We start from the raw sequence: 17,693 nt of genomic DNA on the forward strand, positions 1-17,693 counted from the left end.
CAGGGCGCGGGCTTCTGGCATCAAATTACCTATTCATTAATGCGCGGATGCTGATTGATCAGGTGCTTACGCTTCTCTTCCAGCTCGGCGATCTGTTCACTGATATCGTCGATTTTGCTCTCGATATTATCGTGATGCTCCTGTAACAGCTCTTTTGCTTCAGCCATATCAGATGCGGCGGGCGTTGCGCCACGCAGCGGCATATTCGCCGTTTCTTTCATCATGATACCGGTTATCAGACCGACGACGGCAACAATCATCAGATAATAGGCCGGCATATAGAGGTTTGAGGTAGTTTCAACCAGCCATGCGGCCAGCGTCGGCGTCAGACCGGCAACCAGGATAGAGATATTAAAGGCGCTGGCCAGCGCGCTGTAGCGGATATGCGTCGGGAACATCGCCGGCAGCGAAGAGGCCATCACGCCGGTAAAGCAGTTAAGAATAACCGCCAGCATCAACAGGCCGCCAAAGATCAGCCCGGTCACGTCACTGTTGATCAGCATAAAGCATGGGATCGCCAGCAGCAGCAGGGCAATGCTACCGATAATAACGAAGGGGCGACGGCCAAATTTGTCGCTCATCAGGCCCATAACCGGCTGAACGAAAAGCATCCCGATCATGATAGCGATGATGATCAGAACACCGTGGTTTTCTGCATAGCCCAGGTTATGCGACAGGTAGCTCGGCATATAGGTCAGCAGCATGTAATAGGTAACGTTTGTCGACAGCACCAGGCCGATACAGGCCATCAGGCTTCGCCAGTGTTTAGTGGCGATTTCCTTGAAGGAAACCTTAGGCCCTTCCGCCAGGCCCTCCCGATCGCCCTGTTCCAGTTTATCCACATGCTGCTGGAACGCCGGGGTTTCTTCCAGCGCGTTACGCAGATAGATGCCGATCAGGCCGAGCGGCAGCGCAACAAAGAACGGAATACGCCAGCCCCATTCAAGGAATTTCGCTTCGCCAATCACGGCGGAAATGAGCACGACCAGACCCGCACCCGTTACGAAGCCAATAATCGAGCCGAAGTCGAGCCAGCTGCCCATAAACCCGCGCTTGCGGTCAGGCGAATACTCGGCGACAAAAATTGAGGCGCCGGTGTATTCTCCGCCGACGGAGAATCCCTGAGCCATTTTACATAGCAGCAGCAGGATCGGTGCCCAGATACCAATAGAGGCATAGGACGGTATCAGGCCAATACAAAAGGTACTGACCGACATGATAATAATAGTAATAGAGAGGATTTTCTGGCGGCCATACTTATCGCCAAGACGACCAAAAAATAAACCGCCCAGGGGACGAATAAGGAAGGGCACCGAGAAAGTACCAAGTGCAGCAATCATCTGTACACCAGGATCGGCGCCCGGGAAAAATACCTGACCCAATGCATAGGCCACAAATCCATAAACCCCAAAGTCAAACCATTCCATGGCGTTGCCGAGCGACGCAGCGGTAATGGCTTTACGTAACCGGGCATCATCAATGATCGTTACGTCTTTTAAGCCAATCGGCTTAACACGCTTCCTACGTAGCTTCATATAAACACCCTGTAATTATCTGTTTACCCAATAAAATTTTGTGCCTGCACCGGTTATACAGAATTCTGCGAGCCGGCTGGTGGAACAAATTGTGTATGGCCTGTCGTCCATAAGACAGTGAGTTGTCGCGGGTATTCGCTCCCGTCAATGCACATCTGTCGTCTCTCAGTATATCGTTTCTTCGGCATGTAACATAATTTCTGCCGCTCGCGAAAACGGGCCAGCGTTTTTTTTAGTAAGCGGTGCGGAGATTAACTGATAAAATTTTGCACAAAAAAAACCCTGAAAAAAGATGGGGGATTTTGGGCGTGCGATTAAGTGATGACGTTGTTCATTGATTTCAGCTTCCCTTTTTTATTGTGACAATAGTCCTTGCCTGATCTGTTATGTCACATTTTTGAGACCGCTAAATTAATAAATAACGCTTTTTCACTGTTTAATTGATGAGGGTGAATAAGGGGAACAGGCGAAATCGTTTATTTGCTGATTTCTGCAATAAAAGGACACAGAAATTCACTTCTGCAAATAAAATCTGCGACTGGCCGTAATGCATTCTTCTTCATTGATTATAAGGTTTGACCTGTCTCTCGCGTTATAACCGCCGTAGTGAGGAGGTGGTTAAGCGCGACTGACGTTTTAACATCAGATCATTTCGTGACGCTGTTAAGCAACAGCCAGGACAGCAGGTGTCCAGCGCCGGAAAAGGAGATGCTCAGCGATCGTGCTGCTACCTCAGCCGGGTTCTGCCGCGCTCCTGTAGCCAGGTCTGCAGCGCTGCGCTGCTCATGGGGCGGGCATACAGATAGCCCTGGATAAAGACCACGTCGCGGGCCTGAAGCCACGCCATCTGCTCAGGCGTTTCAACGCCCTCCGCAACGACCGAGAGTTTAAGCTTATGGCTCAGACTGATAATGGCGTCGAGCACGGGGGCCTCTCGCGCAAATGACTCAATGGCGTTCACAAATCCACGATCGATCTTCAGGTAATCAAGCGGAAAGGTCTGCAGTAAGGAGAGGGCGCAATGACCGGTGCCAAAATCATCTATTGCCACAAACATGCCTTCACTTCGCAGGCGTGACAGCTTCTGGCTCACGGCCTCGCCATCTTTAATCAGACTCCGCTCCGTCAGCTCCAGAGTGATCCTTGGCTGGGGAAGGGTGATTTGTGCCGCAAAATCGCGCATGTCCTGCTCAAATTCAGGGTGCTGTAAATGCTCTGCGGCCAGATTAATGGCCAGATGAAAGCCCGGCGGCACCTTCCAGCTTTTGGTATCTTCAACAATTAATTGCAGAAGGTGCCGGGTAAGCGGCACGATCTTACCTTCATTCTCGGCGGCAGTGATAAAGGCGTCGGGTTTTACCCAGGTGCCGTCCGGCAACTGCCAGCGCAGCAGTGATTCCACGCCGCTACAGACGCCGGTTACAAGGTTATAAACCGGCTGATAGTGAACGGAGAATTCCCTTTTGCGGATGGCGCGGACGAGCCGGTCGCCCAGCGAGAGTTTTCGCTTCAGCCAGCTATGCGTCAGCGCCATCAGCAGCAGTGAGAGAATGATCGCCATAGGGACAAAAGTTAACAGCACCTGACGCCAGACCGTAATCGCCTCGCGGGATGAGGTAGTGATCCTGATCCCGACAGGATAGCGTTTCGACGCGATTTTCAGGGTGGAGGCGGCATCGGGCAGCGTCTGGCCTGGCTGCACAAGAGGACCCTTTACAATTTCATAGCCATCGCCATATTTCAGCCCGATGCTGTAGCCGTGGCTCTCGCTCAGTGCTTCCATAAAATCAAGCAGATACTGACCGTCGACGAGGGCATAACTGCTGAAGCTGGGCGAGGGAGATCGCATAAAAAGGATGGCTGGCCTGTCCCTTACGCCATACGTGGCCGCAAGGGAGATCGCCCATGATGTTGCCTCATGGCTGGGAACAGGACGCTGGATCATGGTCGCCAGATCGCCGGTTTTACCACCGTAAGCTGAGGAGCAGCTCACCCGATCATTATGCATCAGGCCAACAGAACGAAAGTAGGGGTAAAGCGAAGCATACTCCTGAAGTTCACCGCTGATATCAGCACAAGGCCGGTTGGCATATTGCTGAAGGTGGTCTGCCATTTTCCAGGCCTGATCGCTGATCGTTTCCGCCTGCTTTAGCAGCATCGTGGCCGCCGCCGTTTGCTGGCGCCTGACCTCTTTTCTGGCCTCAATAAAAGTAAATAACAGACAAAGCAGCAGCGGCAGCATGCCGGCCAGCACCAGCAGTAAACCCCGACGCTTCTGCTCTTTTTTAAAATAAGTATCCATGCGTGGTCCCGCATTACCTGCACGTTGCAACGGCTTGTGCTGATAAAATAGCATGAGCTTAGCGGCGGTTTAACATTAATTCTATCGGTGCCAGAAAGTGTTGTGCTGGCGAAAGTTTATTGCCGCTGTGGGAGAAAAAACAGGGGAAAACCGCACCATGTAAAGGTGCGGTAAAAGGCGGTAAAGGCAGTACTTTGTGCCGGAAAGCGGCGTTACTCCTGGAAGAAAATTTGCGTCAGCGCCCGCTCAACGCCGCGTAATTCCGCCAGCCCTTTGAGGCGTCCGATGGCGGAATAGCCGGGGTTGGTTTTTTTATGCAGATCGTCCAGTATCTGATGACCGTGATCGGGGCGTAGCGGGATAGCCCGGCGGCTGCCCGCTTTGCGGCGGCGCTGCTCTTCCGTCAGTAAGGCTTTTATTACGCCGACCATATCAACATCGCCCTCCAAGTGAGCCGCCTCATGAAAACTTTTGGGTTCCGCTTCCCGCCGCGTTGAGCGCAGATGGGCAAAGTGAATACGGTCCGCGAAAGCGGTCGCCATGCTAACCAGATCGTTCTCCGGGCGTACGCCATAGGAGCCGGTGCAGAAGGTAAAACCGTTATGGCGGCTGTCGACCGTTTCCTTCAGCCACTGCATATCTTCCTGGGTTGATACAATACGCGGCAGGCCGAGGATAGGGCGCGGCGGATCGTCCGGGTGAACCGCCAGTACCACGCCCGAGGCTTCGGCAACCGGAACAATCGCCTGAAGGAACTCAGCCATATGGGTGCGCAGGCGGGCTTTATCGATGCCCTCGTACTGGGAAAGCTGTGCCTGAAACTGCGCCAGCGTATAGCCTTCTTCAGCACCCGGCAGACCGGCAATGATATTACGCGTCAGGGTTTCAATGGCTTCCGGCGTCATGCTGGCAAAGTAGCGGGCGGCTTCCTGCTGCTCTTTGTCGTCATAGGTCTCTTCTGCGCCGGGGCGCTTCAGGATATGTAACTCAAAGGCGGCGAAGGCGATATGGTCAAAGCGCAGCGCTTTCCCGCCATCCGGCAGCGGCCAGGCCAGATCGGTGCGCGTCCAGTCCAGCACGGGCATAAAGTTATAGCAGACGGTATCCACGCCACAGGCGCCCAGATTGCGTAGAGACTGCTGATAGTTGGCGATGCGTGATCGGTAATCCCCACGCTGGGTTTTGATCGATTCATGCACCGGAATACTTTCCACTACCGACCACACCAGCCCTTTTTCCGCCAGCAGCGCCTGCCGGGCTTTAATCTCTTCCACCGGCCAGACTTCACCATTAGGGATATGGTGTAGTGCAGTAACAATGCCCGTGGCGCCTGCCTGGCGGGCATCATCAAGCGAAACCGGATCGTTTGGGCCATACCAGCGCCACGTATGCTCCATAGCAGACTCCTTCAGATAAACGCGTTTATTTGGCCCAGTGGTCAGGCCACTGGACCAAGCATAATTCACAATGGGGCGGAAGTATCGTGACTGGGATCGCAGGTTGCGCGCTGGCACCCAGGCAAAATTCTGGCGGTGCTGTGCTAAGCTGCCGGACAGAATTGATGGCAGGAGCAGTGAAGATGGCGTTACCCACGCTTAAACCCGAACGGCTTTACCGCCAGATTTCCGCGCTGCTGATCGACTGCATCCGTAAAAAGCAGTTCCTGCCGGGCGAAATGCTACCGCCAGAGCGCGAGCTGGCAAAGCAGCTGGGCGTCAGCCGCTCATCCGTGCGTGAGGCGCTGATCGCGCTCGAAATTACCGGCTGGGTGGAAATCCGCACCGGCAACGGCGTGAGTGTGATGGATCCGCTGCCCGGCACGGATGCGCCGGTCACGGAAGAGGCGTTCAGCCTGAAAGCGTTGATTAACGCCAGGCTGCACTATGAAGGGATGACCGCCGAACTGGCTGCGCGCAACGGCACAGACGATCAGCGCGCCGAACTCCAGGAAATCGCCGACGATCTGGTACAGCTTCAGCTCAATGACGAGAAATTTTTACAGGAAGATAAGCGCTTTCATCTGCTGATCGCCGTAATGACGGGCAATGAAGTGCTGGCTGAAATGATGGAATATCTCTGGAATAAGCGGAAAAATCCGCGATTTTTACGTCTGGAGCAACATTTTGCGGACAAGGATTTTGCCCGGGAGATGAACCAGGATCACGCCGACATTGCTCAGGCGATTATCGGACGCGATCCGGTGCAGGCGAGGCGGCATATGGAAACCCACATCCGCCATGTTTATGACCGGTTATTTACCGAGTAACGCCTTTATCCACCCGCTTCTCAATGCGCTTGATCTTCGGCCTGCCGGTGCCGAGCAGGATGGCCAGCTTGCTGCCGCCTGGTGTGGTTTCCATCAGGATCTTACAGACGCTGGTCAGCGGTACTGACAGCAGCATCCCTACCGGCCCCAGCAGCCACCCCCAGAAGATCAGTGAGAGGAAGACCACCAGCGTGGAAAGCCCCAGACCCCGGCCCATCACTCTGGGCTCCAGCATATTGCCGAATACCATATGGATAGCCGCAAAAAGGGCGCCCACCAGCGCGGCGTCATAAACGCTGTTAAGCAGCAGCGCCTGGATCAGCGGCGGAATGCCCGCGATGACCGGACCGATGTTGGGAATAAAATTCATCACAAACGCCACCACGCCCCACAATAGCGCGAACTTCACATCCAGCAGCAGCAGCGTCAGCCAGACGGAAACCCCGGTGATCAGGCTAATCAGCGTTTTCAGCGCCAGATAGTGCGTCACGCCTTTTAACGCTTTATGCAGACCGGCAATGCGGATTTTAGGGTTCACCAGCGCGAAACGCATTTTGTAAGGCAGATGATGAACTTCAAACAGCATAAAAATAACCGTCATCAGCAGCAGCAGCACGTTAGCCATTGCGCCGGAAAACTGACTGAGCACGATGCCCGCCATATTCATGAGCGCGTTAGGATCGAAATGTTCCGCCATGCTTTCCGTAGAGAGATTCAGGTTAAATGTTGCGGCGAAGTGCTGCACTACTGCCAGCTTTTGCTCCATCTGGTCGCGTATTTGCGGATAAAGGCTGGTAAATTCATTGACCGATCCGGCGATCATCGCGACCAGCAGCCCGATGAAGACCAGTACCGCAAGCATCACCAACGTTATTGCCAGGCCGCGTTTGATTTTGCGGCGCATCAGTATTGTGACCAGCGGGTTGAGGACTATTGCCAGAAAAATGGCCAGTAAAAACGGCACCAGAATATCTGATGCCGCCTTAATCCCTGCCAGAATCACCACCAGCATGGCCATTTTTAACAACATATTCTGACCAATCTTTTCCTGCTGAGGTTCGCTCATTCTCTCTCCAGTTTGAATGTTTGCCCTGCAAGTTTAGCGCTTCTGGAGAGGGTGTGGCGTTATTTAGGATTGGTCGGACCCTTTTGCCTGTTTTTGCAGCAGCGCCATCGCGGCAAGCATCAGCGTAAGGCTGAGCGTCAGCGCAATACTGGCCATTGCCATTCCCTGTCCGACGGAGCCCTGTTCAAACTGACGCCAGATAAAAACCGCCACGGTCTGCGTACCTGCAGGCGCCAGCAGCAGCGAAGTGACCAGTTCCCGCGAGGCGATGGCAAAGACCATCAGCATGGCCGCCAGCAGGCTGGGCGAGACCAGCGGGAAAATGATATAGCGCAGCGCCTGTAGCGAGCCTGCGCCATGCACCCGCGCCGCTGCCTCAAGATTGCTGCCGATCTGCTTCAGGGCGCTGCTTACGTAACGCACCGGCCAGGGCAGCAGCAGACAGCAATAGGAGAGCAGCAGGATCGCCCAGGTGTTATAGGGTGAAACGGGCCAGAAAGGCCGGTTCCAGAGTAAAATCAGCCCTACGCCAACCACCACGCCGGGTAGCGCGACAGGCAGCAGCGACAGCGCATCGATGAGTTTTGCCCCCCGGATTTTACCCTCGACCACCAGCCAGGCCGCCAGAAAACCGAGCACGCCGGTAATCAATGCTGTGGCCAGCGCGAGGCCGACGCTGGTTGAGAGTGCGGAAAGCGCCTCACCCTGCTGCGCAAACAGCGCAGAAAAATGGCTGAGCGACAGGTTGTTCAGCTGCAATCCCCCCGAGAGCGTTGAGAGAAATGCCGTCAGAAACAGTGACGTTACAGGCAGCGCCACCACGATCAAAGCGGTCAGGCTGAACAGCAGAAGAATAGGGACCCGCCAGCGGCCAGGCGGCATCAATGTTCGCCGTGCGGGCTTGCCGGTAATGCTGGTCACTTCACGGTTGCCGGTAAGCTTACGTTGAAGGAAAAAGGCGGCGAGCGCGATCAGCACCAGGATCATCGACAGCAGCGCCGATCCGGGCAGATCGATAGGCCAGTCGGCCAGCCGCTCTTCAATACCTACCGTCAGCATGACCACTCCGGCACGGGATCCCAATGCGGCTGGCACGCCATACTCCTCAATTGCCAGGGTAAAGGCCAGCAGTACGCCCGCGGCCAGGGCAGGCAGCGCCATGGGCAGTGAAATATGCCAGAACGCCCGCCACGGGGAAGCGCCATGTACCCGTGCCACCGTCGGCAGCACATCGCCACTGGCGAGCATGCTGCGTGAAACCGCAAAGTAGATCACCGGGAAGATATTCAGCGTCATCACCAGGATAATGCCGGTCTGACTGAAAAGCAGTTCGTTCAGGTTCCAGCCGGTGAGCTGCTGGAGATAGCCATTTTGCTGCAGCGCGAGCATCCAGCTCAGCGCGGCGATGTAGGGTGGCGTAAGGAAGGGAATAAGAAACATCAGATCCCAGAAACGCGCCTGCGGCACGTTAAATAATCCGCGCAGCGCGCCCAACGGCACGCCGATAAGCGAACTGCAGAGCGCCACGCCGAGGCCGGTTTTCAGCGTGCCTGCCAGCAGCGCACCAAGCGCCGGGTCCTGAAACAATTTCGCCACGGGCGTAAAGGCGCCGCTGAACGATCCTTCGCTCAGTGCGGGAAAAATAGCCTGAAGCAGAATAAAAAGAAGCGGTAGCGCCACCAGCACAATCAGTAAGGTGATTGTCATCAGCGGCATAAATCGCAGTTTCACAGGCAGAATTCCTGAAAGGGTGGGCGACCACCGGATGAGTTAGCGCTGTGAGAACAGCTTGCCGTAACGCTGTAGCACCTGGCCACGCTCGCTGCTGCCGTCGCTGCTGGTTGGCAACAGTTTCAGATCCTTGAGTTGTGGGCGTCTGGCGTCGATATCACTGCGTGCAGGCATCAGCCAGGCTTCTGCCACGAATTGCTGACCTTCTTCTGAGAGCACATAGTCGATAAACGCTTTTGCATCGGCGGCATGCTGCGTTGATTTCAGGATCATCATCGGACGCGGCGCGACAACGGTGCCGCTGGCGGGGAAAATCACCTTGATGGTTTCGCCCTTCTCTATCTGGCCATAAGAGACATAATCCACCGCGCCAAATACCGCCGCTTTCGCACCTTGTAGCACGGCGGTCAGCGCCTGCGCATTCGGACCGTTAATGACCATGCCATTCTGTTTTAGCTGCTCAAACAGCGTCCAGGCCTCATCGCCCATGCCATTTTGCAGGCCAATTAGCAGATCCACCGACGCACCGGACAGTGAAGGGTCGGGTGTCGTCACCTTATTCTTAAAAGGCGCGAGCGTCAGATCGCGCCACTCTTTTGGCTCCGGTGTGCCGCTTTTGGTATTCCAGACGATGCCCAGCGCAGAGATGCCCTGCGCAACATAGCTGTCCGTTTTTAACATGTCCGGCACCCTGGCGGCGTTGGCGCTCTGATAGGGCAACAGCCAGTCGCGCTGCTGAAGATCTTCCGCGGTATCCCAGGAGGCGGAAATCAACACATCCGCCTGGGGGCTGGCCTGTTCAGCTTCCAGCCTGGCCATCACTTTCCCGGTGGTCGCCTGGAACAGATTGACCTTCACCCCGGTCTGCTTTTCGTAGCCGGTGGCCAGCTTTTTCGCCAGCGAACCTGGTCCAGCGGTGTAGACGGTCAGTGCGCTGGCCTCGTTGAGGGTCATGGCAGTGGTGAATATCATCGCGACAATGGCTCCTGTTTTTCTGGTCAGTATCGTTTTCATGCTGTTTCCCCTGAGAGTGGCCCCACGACCTGAATGGCCGTGACTGAACCTTGTGACAAATGAACAATGCGGTCGGCGAGCACTTCTGCCTCGCTGCGATCGTGCGTAACGTAAACGGCGGTCGTGCCAAGCTGCTTCAGCAGAGCGGCCATCTCAACGCATAACGATTCACGCAGATCGCGATCGAGGTTAGAGAGCGGTTCATCAAAGAGCAGAATGGCCGGTTCGGCGATAATGGCGCGGGCCAGGGCAACGCGCTGCTGCTGGCCGCCCGACAGATCGGAGGGCCGGCGCAGGGCAAAATCCGCCAGGCCAACCCGATCGAGGGCAATCATGATCTTTTTTAACCGCTGCGCATTGGGGACGCGGCGCATAAGCAGGGGAAAGCCTACGTTCTGCGCCACGCTCATATGGGGCCAGAGGGCATAATCCTGGAAGACCATACCGATGTCGCGCTGCTCCGGCGCCAGAGAAAAGCCTGCGCTGGCGACTCGCCGCTCACCAAAGTGGATCTCGCCGCTTTGCGGCTGTAGCAGACCAGCCAGCAGCTTCAGGAGCGTGCTTTTTCCGCAGCCAGAAGGGCCTAACAGGGCGGTGGTTGTGCCGCCTTCCACGATGAGGTCGAGATGATGAAGGACTGGCTGTGCGCCGAACGCATAGCCGATACCTTTCAGGGTAACAGGGGTTGGCGTGCGCATCACAATCCGGCCTCTCTGTCTGGCAGGCAGGCGCCTGCAACCAGTTCTGGCCGACGGGACACGCACACCTGACAGTAAAACAGGCGTGCTGACATCGTTTTATCCTCTTTGGGATTTCGTTAACGCGGCAGTATAAGGAGACTATGTGACGGATTGATGGCGGCAGGAATGTCTGATTTGCCCTGGCGATGATCTTTCCGCGCAAAAATGGCTATAGTAGAGCTTCATTTTTTCCACAGGGTGTTATTCCCATGCCTGAGCAACCTGGATCGGAGCCTGCTCCAGGCGGTTTACGCTTAAACCTGCGTATTATTTCCGTCGTTATCTTCAACTTCGCCAGCTATCTGACGATCGGCTTACCGCTGGCTGTGTTACCCGGCTATGTGCATGATGTCATGGGCTACAGCGCTTTCTGGGCCGGACTGGCGATCAGCCTGCAGTACTTCGCCACGCTCCTCAGCCGTCCTTATTCCGGGCGTTTTGCCGATCAGTGGGGAGCGAAAAAAGTGGTTATTCTGGGGCTTTGCGGCTGTTTCCTGAGCGGCGTCTTTTATGCGCTGGCCGCCGCCGGGGCGGCAATGCCGGTGCTCAGCCTGATTCTGCTTTGCCTGGGCAGAATCATTCTGGGGATTGGGCAAAGTTTCGCCGGAACCGGATCGACCCTGTGGGGCGTCGGGGTCGTGGGTTCCCTGCATATCGGGCGGGTCATCTCCTGGAACGGTATCTTTACCTATGGCGCGATGGCGATCGGCGCGCCGCTGGGCGTGGCGATCTATCACTGGGGCGGTCTGTTCCTGTTGTCGGGGATAATTATTGCCATCGCACTGGTGGGCATCCTACTGGCGCTGCCGCGTCCGACGGTAAAAAGCAGCAAAGGTAAGCCGCTGCCTTTCCGGGCGGTGCTGGGCAAACTCTGGGGATACGGCATCATTCTGGCGATGGCATCGGCGGGATTTGGCGTCATCGCCACTTTCATCACCCTGTTTTATCAGGCAAAAGGCTGGGAGGGCGCCGCCTGGGCATTAACCCTTTTCAGCGGCGCTTTTGTCGGCACGCGGCTGCTGTTTCCGGGCGCCATTAACCGCTATGGCGGGCTTTCCGTGGCGCTGGTCTGCTTTGTGGTCGAAGCGGCAGGCCTTTTTCTGGTCTGGGGCGCTGCCGATCCCTGGATGGCGAAGCTGGGCGCATTGCTGACCGGCGCGGGCTTCTCTCTGGTGTTCCCCGCGATAGGCGTTGTGGCGGTCAAAGCGGTCCCGCCGCAAAACCAGGGCAGCGCGCTGGCCACCTATACCGCGTTTATGGATCTGTCGCTCGGCATCACCGGCCCGCTGGCCGGGATCATCATGAGCTATCTGGGCGTACCCGTGATCTATCTGTTCAGCGGATTGCTGGTCTGTCTGGCGATGCTGATGACGATAAGGTTGAAGCGAAAAACGGCTTAGCCTGAGGAGGAAGATAAGCGACACTGCGCAGACGTCAGCGGAGAGGAGAACTCAGCCCCTGGCCTGGCGCCAGGGGCTGAAGGTTACTTCAGCACGAGCGTATTGATAATGTTCTCGGCTTCGGTCTGAGCCTGCTGCTGGTTCTCAGCAGGCAGCGTGATTTGCAGGGTTAACAGCTTGCCATTGACCTTCGCCAGCACGACGGAGGACCAGGATGACTGATTCCTGGCGGAGATCACTGAATCAAGCTGCTGCACCGTCTGGCCTTTCAGCTCCACCGATCTGTTGGAGACGACCTGGAGCTGCGGATCGCGGTTGCGCTGCTGCTGTTCAAGGCGCTCAGACAAGACGTCGAGCCCTTCTTCCGTGCTGTCGCCCTCGATGACGATAATCGCCTTCTGGCCGGTCGAGTCGGCATAAACGTGCATATTGTTTGCCTGGGTGCCCAGCTTGCCGCTCTGATCGGACATGCCCGCTGGCAGGGTAAACTGGACTTTGCCTTCCATCAGGGAGACTTGCTGGCTGCTCTGGCTGCTGCTCACGCCATTGTCATCGGCTGCGGCTTTATCATCATTGCCGTCGCAGGCGGCCAGTCCGACCACCAGTAAGCCGATACCAGCATATTTCAGTAAGTTACGCATTATGTTCCCTTTTACGTTAGTCGTGTGCCTGTTTCAGCAACGCGTACAATTATCATCAGCTGGCAAAAGCAACCGACACTCTGTCACAGAGTGCAGCTTAGCCGAAGTTGACCTGTGCGCTAACAGATTTTTCTGCTAAGCGCTTCAGCATCGCGTTCAGTAGCAGCCCATAGGCAGGCAGAAAGAAAATCATGCAGATAAGCACTTTGAAGCTGTAGTCCACCAGGGCAATCTCCACCCAGTGCTGCGCCATAAACGGATCCGCACTTTTATAAAACGCGATAAAGAAGAACGCCAGCGTATCGCTGATGTTGCCCAGAAACATCGCTGACGCAGGGGCGATCCACCACTGAGGCAGTTTTCGCAGGCGGTTAAAGACATGCACATCCAGAATCTGACCGAGCGCATAGGCCATAAAACTGGCGCAGGCGATGCGCGCGACAAACAGGTTTACGTCCCGCAGGGCAGCAAAGCCTTGCCACTCACCCTGATAGAACAGGGCTGAAACGCCGTAGGAAATAAACAGCGCCGGGATCATCACCGCCAGGATAATGCGTCGTGCCAGCGGCGCGCCGAAAATGCGCACGGTAAGATCGGTAGCCAGGAAGATAAACGGGAAGCTGAAGGCGCCCCAGGTTGTGTGGAACCCAAAAATGGAGATGGGAAGCTGGACCAGATAGTTACTGGAGGTGATCACCAGTACATGGAACAGAGACAGCCAGATCAGCGCATGCATGCGCTGACGCGAAGAGAAAGAAATCATCGTGTGACCTTTTTATATATTGGGGTGAGGGAACCCAAAAAAATATCTCGCCGGAGCGATTGCGCGGCATCTTACCGAATCAGACTGTCAATGCAATGGTTAATTTACGCGCAAACGATTCCGCTGCGCGCGGCCTTGCACATGCCTGCGCTGAAGGTAAAATGAGCACCGTTAATTATTCCGTACAGATGAGAACCCCATGAGCGAACCGTTTGCGAACCCCGATCAAACCCTGGATGCGCTGGGCTTGCGCTGCCCCGAACCGGTGATGATGGTGCGCAAAGCCGTGCGCCATATGCAGGAGGGCGAAACCCTGCTGATTATCGCCGACGATCCGGCAACCACGCGCGATATCCCTGGATTTTGCCGTTTTATGGAACATACGCTGGTGGCTCAGGCGACCGACGAACTGCCTTACCGCTATCTGTTAAAAAAAGGCCTGTAGGTGCCAGCGAAGGATCGACATCCTTTCAGAAATCTGGCGCCGTGCTGCAACGTTCACGCCGGAACAGGCGCACGGCAGTCAGAGAAAATCCTTTCTGTTTAACGGGGGAGAGTCTCCCGCCAGCGCGGCGCTAACACCGGCTTATCCCGCCTTTTCCGCCCATCCCCAGTGCCTACAGGAAAAATATGCTCTTTTTAGCGCTTTGATCCCAGCACTGAGAAAGAGCACAGGCCTTAACCGTCGCTATTTCTTCCTGAGCAACCGCAGAGCGTTAGCAGTTACTAACGCCGTAGCGCCAGAATCCGCCAGCACGGCCAGCCAGAGACCGGTAATACCCGCCAGTGTGGTGACCAGAAAAATCCCCTTCAGCCCAAGCGCAATGGTAATGTTTTGCCGGATATTGGCATGCGTGGCCCGCGACAGGCGGATCATCGACGCCACGCCGCCGAGGCGGTTATGGGTCAGGGCCGCATCGGCCGTTTCCAGCGCCACATCACTGCCGCTTCCCATCGCGATACCCACAGTGGCGGTCTTCATGGCGGGGGCATCATTAATGCCGTCGCCGACCATCGCCACGGCGGCATGCTTACGCAGATCCGCAACGGCTGCCACTTTTTCCGCAGGCAGCAGGCCGGCGCGATAATCCATTTTCAGTTCACTGGCGATAGCCGCCGCTGCCCGGACATTATCACCCGTTAACATTACGCTCTGAATATTCATCGTCTTAAGTTCACTGATGGCTGCCAGCGCTTCGGGCCTCAGCGTATCGCGCAGGGCGATCAATCCCGCTGGCCGCTCATTTTCCAGCACCACGACCACCGTATTTCCCGCAGACTCCAGTTGTACAATCTGATCCCTCTGGCGGTCGCTGAGCAGATGCTTTTCTAGTCTGGCAGGCGCGCTGATCAGCAGTTTGTGACCACCAACTATCCCTTCGACACCGCTGCCAGCAAGGGCGCGCTGTCCGGTAACGGGGGGTATCTCAAGCTGCAGTGCCGCCGCTCTGGCCACAATGGCACGGGCGAGAGGGTGCGAAGAGCCACTCTCCGTTGCGGCAGCTTTCGCCAGCAATGTCCTTTCATCATCGTCTGCCAGAGGAATGACCGCCGTCACCTGAGGTTTGCCTTCGGTCAGCGTGCCTGTTTTATCAAAGGCGATAATGCTGATGGCGCTTAAGCTTTCAAGCGCGGCACCACCTTTGATCAGCGCACCGCGACGGGTGGCCGCCGCCAGTGCGGAGGTAATCGCCGCTGGCGTGGAGATAACCAGCGCGCAGGGGCAGCCAATCAGCAGCAGCGTCAGACTTTTGTAGATCCAGGGCTGCCACGCCGCCGCAAAGAACAGCGGCGGAATGATTGCCACAAGCAGCGCGATCGCCATAATGACGGGCGTATAAATCCGGCTGAAGCGATCCAGAAAACGCTCAACGGGCGCGCGGTGCGACTCAGCTTCCTCAATCAGATGCAGAATGCGGTCTATGGCGCTCTCTCCCGGCTGTGATATCACTTCCAGCCTCACCTGACGGTCCACGCTGAGGCTGCCCGCTGCGAGCGTTTCTCCCTGCTGGCGATCGACAGGAACAGATTCGCCCGTCAGCGCGCTTTCATCGAAACTGGCGGAAGCCGTGATCAGTTTTGCATCGGCAGGCAGCCTCGCGCCTGGCGCGACCTCAATGATATCGCCAGGGCGAAGGGTGCCGATCGGCACGGTTTCACGGACATTACCGCTTACCCGTACCGCTTCTTCCGGCTGGAGCGCCATCAGGGCCGTTACGCCGCGGCGGGCACGGCCAGCAGCAAAGGCTTCCAGCCGTTCCCCCAGCAGAAACAGCAGCAGAACCATGGCGGCTTCGCTTGTTGCGCCAATAAATAGCGCGCCGATGGCAGCAACGCTCATCAGTGTCTCAATGGCAAAAGGATTGCCAGCGCGCATCAGACGAAGGGCGGCGCGGGCGATGGGCCAGACCCCTGCCAGCGTGGTCATAACGAAGACGATCTGACCCGCGCGTTCATCAACCTGCATCAGCAGCCAGCCGGCCAGCATCATCACCGCCAGCAGAATAATAGTACGGTTTTCCTGCCAGAAGCCCGGCGCGGCGGCCGTCTCTTTTGGCGCATCGCTGCGCTTCAGCTTAAATCCTGCTGCGCTCACCGTGGCTTCCACTTCAGCGCGGATATCGTCCGGCGCACTGACCACCAGTTTTTCGGTCGCAAAGAGTACGCTGGCCTGGCTGACGGCGGGTATCTGACCCACAGCCGTTTCTATCTTGCGGGCACAGGCCGGACAATCCATGCCGCTGATAAACCAGCTGTAGCGCTGTGCAGATTCAGGTGCATCCGCCGTGTCCGCATTCTCGGCAGGCTTGCTGACGCCAGCACTGTCGCAGCCTCCCCCGCGACAGCAGCCGGGTTCAGAAGGCATAGCGCTGATGGTGGTTATCTTGCCGCTCGCCGGACGAATGACAAAGGTGTTTCTGGGAGATTTTGCTGCGGTACAGTGCCCGCAGCGACAGTCAGAAGAGTGTAAGTGCATGTCGCCTCCTGTAGCGAAAAGGGAGGGGAATGCCCGCCCTTATCGCATCATACACTCTGGAGTGGACTCCAGAGTCAAGGCGTTTTGAGGATTAAAGGTAGAGTGAACGAACAATCATAAAGTGACCGGCGAAGTAGCTGGCGGCGATAAGAGCGCTGTCGGCAGAGAATCGACGGCGATAGTGGCTTACCAGCCAGAAAATATTGGCCAGCAGCAGCAGTGCGGCACCGGTCATGATAGAAAAGCTGTAGTCGTTGGGACGGAAGAAATACTGCTCCGCTGTCAGCCAGACCATCAGCAACGTAATACCGATAAAAGTACACACCGGCCAGCGTAGCTCGTCCAGTTTCGTCCAGATAGTGGCAATCAGCGCTGCGCCTATAATCAGGACCATAAGCGGAATCGGCCAGAAAAAGGTCAGCGTCATCTGGCTGGCAAAACAGATGGTATAGAGCAGATGTGACAAAAAGAACGCCCCGGTCGCGTAGAGCATCCGCCGCTCGGGCAATAATGTCAGTGAATCGCCGACAAGGGTGGCCAGCAACCCGAAGAGGATCAGGTAATCGGTGGTATTGAGTACGGGGGCCTGCCAGGCCAGCGCAAGCAGTAACAGCATTGTGACGGGTTTGAAAACCCAGCGCTGCCACTGAGGGCCGCGGTAGGAAGCATCAACGTACAGCCAGCCGGAAAAGAGCACCGCCAGAAACGACCAAATCATAATGTGTCCCTTTATTTACCAGGTTTGAAACTCCAGAAATCTGTATTCAGTTTAGGCCAGCTCAGGAGGATGTGACAATGAGACGGCTCTGGTTGTATCCTTGCCAGCCGGGAAGCTGGCTTTACTGGCCGGGGAAAAAGAAGGAAAACGACAATGAAACTCCCCCTTATCTTTTTTATCGTACTGGCTGTTATTGCGCTGCTGGCATCGCGTCAGTTTATTAAGCAGCGCCGGGAGGAGGCGTTAAACGACGCTTCGCCCGTGCGGACGTTACAGGTTGAGGTTAAGGCGAAACGGGAATTTCCCGCTCCGAACCGTCGCTCACGCCAGCGTGAAGTCATCCCGGTCGAAGAGATGCGTTATGAAGCATGGTTTCAGCCCCTTTACGGGGCAGGGGATATTAAGCTGACGCTGCAGGCCGATGATTATCATGCGATAGATAAAGGCGCACGCGGAGAACTCACGGTAAAAGGAACGCGGTTTATCGCCTTTACACCCGACAGGCTGGAGACGCCATAAGCGGTTGCGGGCCGCCCTCAA

Annotated in this window: 15 protein-coding genes; 4 read left to right on the plus strand and 11 right to left on the minus strand. The window is 56.2% G+C overall.

What is annotated here, in order from left to right; genetic code table 11:
• Nucleotides 1-29 precede the first annotated feature (29 nt).
• From proP to uxuA, 3 genes are all read right to left on the minus strand, one after another.
• Nucleotides 30-1,535, minus strand: coding sequence for a glycine betaine/L-proline transporter ProP (gene proP, locus EA20_RS0108720; RefSeq protein WP_024966459.1), 1,506 nt, complete (start codon nucleotides 1,533-1,535; stop codon nucleotides 30-32).
• Nucleotides 1,536-2,262: 727 nt separating this feature from the next.
• Nucleotides 2,263-3,837, minus strand: coding sequence for an EAL domain-containing protein (locus EA20_RS0108725; protein ID WP_024966460.1), 1,575 nt, complete (start codon nucleotides 3,835-3,837; stop codon nucleotides 2,263-2,265).
• A 212-nt stretch (nucleotides 3,838-4,049) separates the two neighbouring features.
• On the minus strand, nucleotides 4,050-5,234 hold the full coding sequence (gene uxuA, locus EA20_RS0108730) for a mannonate dehydratase (RefSeq protein WP_024966461.1): 1,185 nt from the start codon (nucleotides 5,232-5,234) through the stop codon (nucleotides 4,050-4,052).
• 182 nt (nucleotides 5,235-5,416) lie between these two features.
• On the opposite strand from uxuA, the gene EA20_RS0108735 reads away from it, so the two are divergent.
• Nucleotides 5,417-6,103: a FadR/GntR family transcriptional regulator gene (locus tag EA20_RS0108735; RefSeq protein ID WP_024966462.1), complete on the plus strand. Its 687-nt coding sequence runs from the start codon at nucleotides 5,417-5,419 to the stop codon at nucleotides 6,101-6,103.
• On the opposite strand, the gene EA20_RS0108740 is transcribed toward EA20_RS0108735, so the two are convergent.
• From EA20_RS0108740 to EA20_RS0108755, 4 genes are all read right to left on the minus strand, one after another.
• A complete protein-coding gene (locus EA20_RS0108740) occupies nucleotides 6,093-7,169 on the minus strand; it encodes an AI-2E family transporter (RefSeq protein WP_024966463.1) in 1,077 nt (358 codons plus the stop codon). The genes EA20_RS0108735 and EA20_RS0108740 overlap by 11 nt on opposite strands.
• 63 nt (nucleotides 7,170-7,232) lie before the next feature.
• Complete coding sequence (locus EA20_RS0108745) at nucleotides 7,233-8,900, minus strand: iron ABC transporter permease (RefSeq protein WP_024966464.1); 1,668 nt, start codon at nucleotides 8,898-8,900, stop codon at nucleotides 7,233-7,235.
• A gap of 39 nt (nucleotides 8,901-8,939) precedes the next feature.
• Nucleotides 8,940-9,914 carry an ABC transporter substrate-binding protein gene (locus tag EA20_RS0108750; RefSeq protein ID WP_024966465.1) on the minus strand — a complete coding sequence of 325 codons (975 nt, stop codon included), beginning with the start codon at nucleotides 9,912-9,914 and terminating at the stop codon, nucleotides 8,940-8,942.
• Nucleotides 9,911-10,612, minus strand: a complete 702-nt coding sequence (locus tag EA20_RS0108755; protein WP_038381564.1) for an ABC transporter ATP-binding protein — start codon at nucleotides 10,610-10,612, stop codon at nucleotides 9,911-9,913. Before EA20_RS0108755 ends, EA20_RS0108750 begins: the two co-directional genes overlap by 4 nt.
• A 251-nt stretch (nucleotides 10,613-10,863) precedes the next feature.
• On the opposite strand from EA20_RS0108755, the gene EA20_RS19620 reads away from it, so the two are divergent.
• On the plus strand, nucleotides 10,864-12,054 hold the full coding sequence (locus tag EA20_RS19620; RefSeq protein ID WP_038381618.1) for an MFS transporter: 1,191 nt from the start codon (nucleotides 10,864-10,866) through the stop codon (nucleotides 12,052-12,054).
• Nucleotides 12,055-12,137: 83 nt separating this feature from the next.
• Here the strand turns inward: EA20_RS19620 and EA20_RS0108765 are convergent, their stop codons facing one another.
• Both EA20_RS0108765 and EA20_RS0108770 read right to left on the minus strand, forming a co-directional pair.
• The gene (locus tag EA20_RS0108765; protein ID WP_024966467.1) at nucleotides 12,138-12,695 is read right to left on the minus strand and encodes a DcrB family lipoprotein; all 558 of its coding nucleotides are present in this window, start codon (nucleotides 12,693-12,695) and stop codon (nucleotides 12,138-12,140) included.
• Nucleotides 12,696-12,792: 97 nt separating this feature from the next.
• Nucleotides 12,793-13,458 (minus strand): 7-cyano-7-deazaguanine/7-aminomethyl-7-deazaguanine transporter, encoded by a 666-nt coding sequence (locus tag EA20_RS0108770; RefSeq protein ID WP_024966468.1) that lies wholly within the window; start codon nucleotides 13,456-13,458, stop codon nucleotides 12,793-12,795.
• Between the two features lie 199 nt (nucleotides 13,459-13,657).
• Here EA20_RS0108770 and tusA point away from each other — a divergent pair, with 199 nt between their 5' ends.
• Entirely contained in the window at nucleotides 13,658-13,903 is a 246-nt protein-coding gene (gene tusA / locus EA20_RS0108775) for a sulfurtransferase TusA (protein WP_024966469.1), read from the plus strand.
• A gap of 243 nt (nucleotides 13,904-14,146) precedes the next feature.
• On the opposite strand, the gene EA20_RS0108780 is transcribed toward tusA, so the two are convergent.
• A complete protein-coding gene (locus EA20_RS0108780) occupies nucleotides 14,147-16,435 on the minus strand; it encodes a zinc/cadmium/mercury/lead-transporting ATPase (protein WP_024966470.1) in 2,289 nt (762 codons plus the stop codon).
• A 91-nt stretch (nucleotides 16,436-16,526) separates the two neighbouring features.
• The gene (locus tag EA20_RS0108785) at nucleotides 16,527-17,153 is read right to left on the minus strand and encodes a lysoplasmalogenase (protein ID WP_024966471.1); all 627 of its coding nucleotides are present in this window, start codon (nucleotides 17,151-17,153) and stop codon (nucleotides 16,527-16,529) included.
• A 153-nt stretch (nucleotides 17,154-17,306) separates the two neighbouring features.
• On the opposite strand from EA20_RS0108785, the gene EA20_RS0108790 reads away from it, so the two are divergent.
• Nucleotides 17,307-17,672 carry a DUF2500 domain-containing protein gene (locus EA20_RS0108790; protein ID WP_024966472.1) on the plus strand — a complete coding sequence of 122 codons (366 nt, stop codon included), beginning with the start codon at nucleotides 17,307-17,309 and terminating at the stop codon, nucleotides 17,670-17,672.
• Nucleotides 17,673-17,693 lie beyond the last annotated feature (21 nt).

Origin of the sequence: Pantoea sp. IMH, assembly GCF_000599885.1 — a bacterium.
In the GTDB taxonomy this organism is placed as follows: Bacteria; Pseudomonadota; Gammaproteobacteria; order Enterobacterales; family Enterobacteriaceae; genus Erwinia.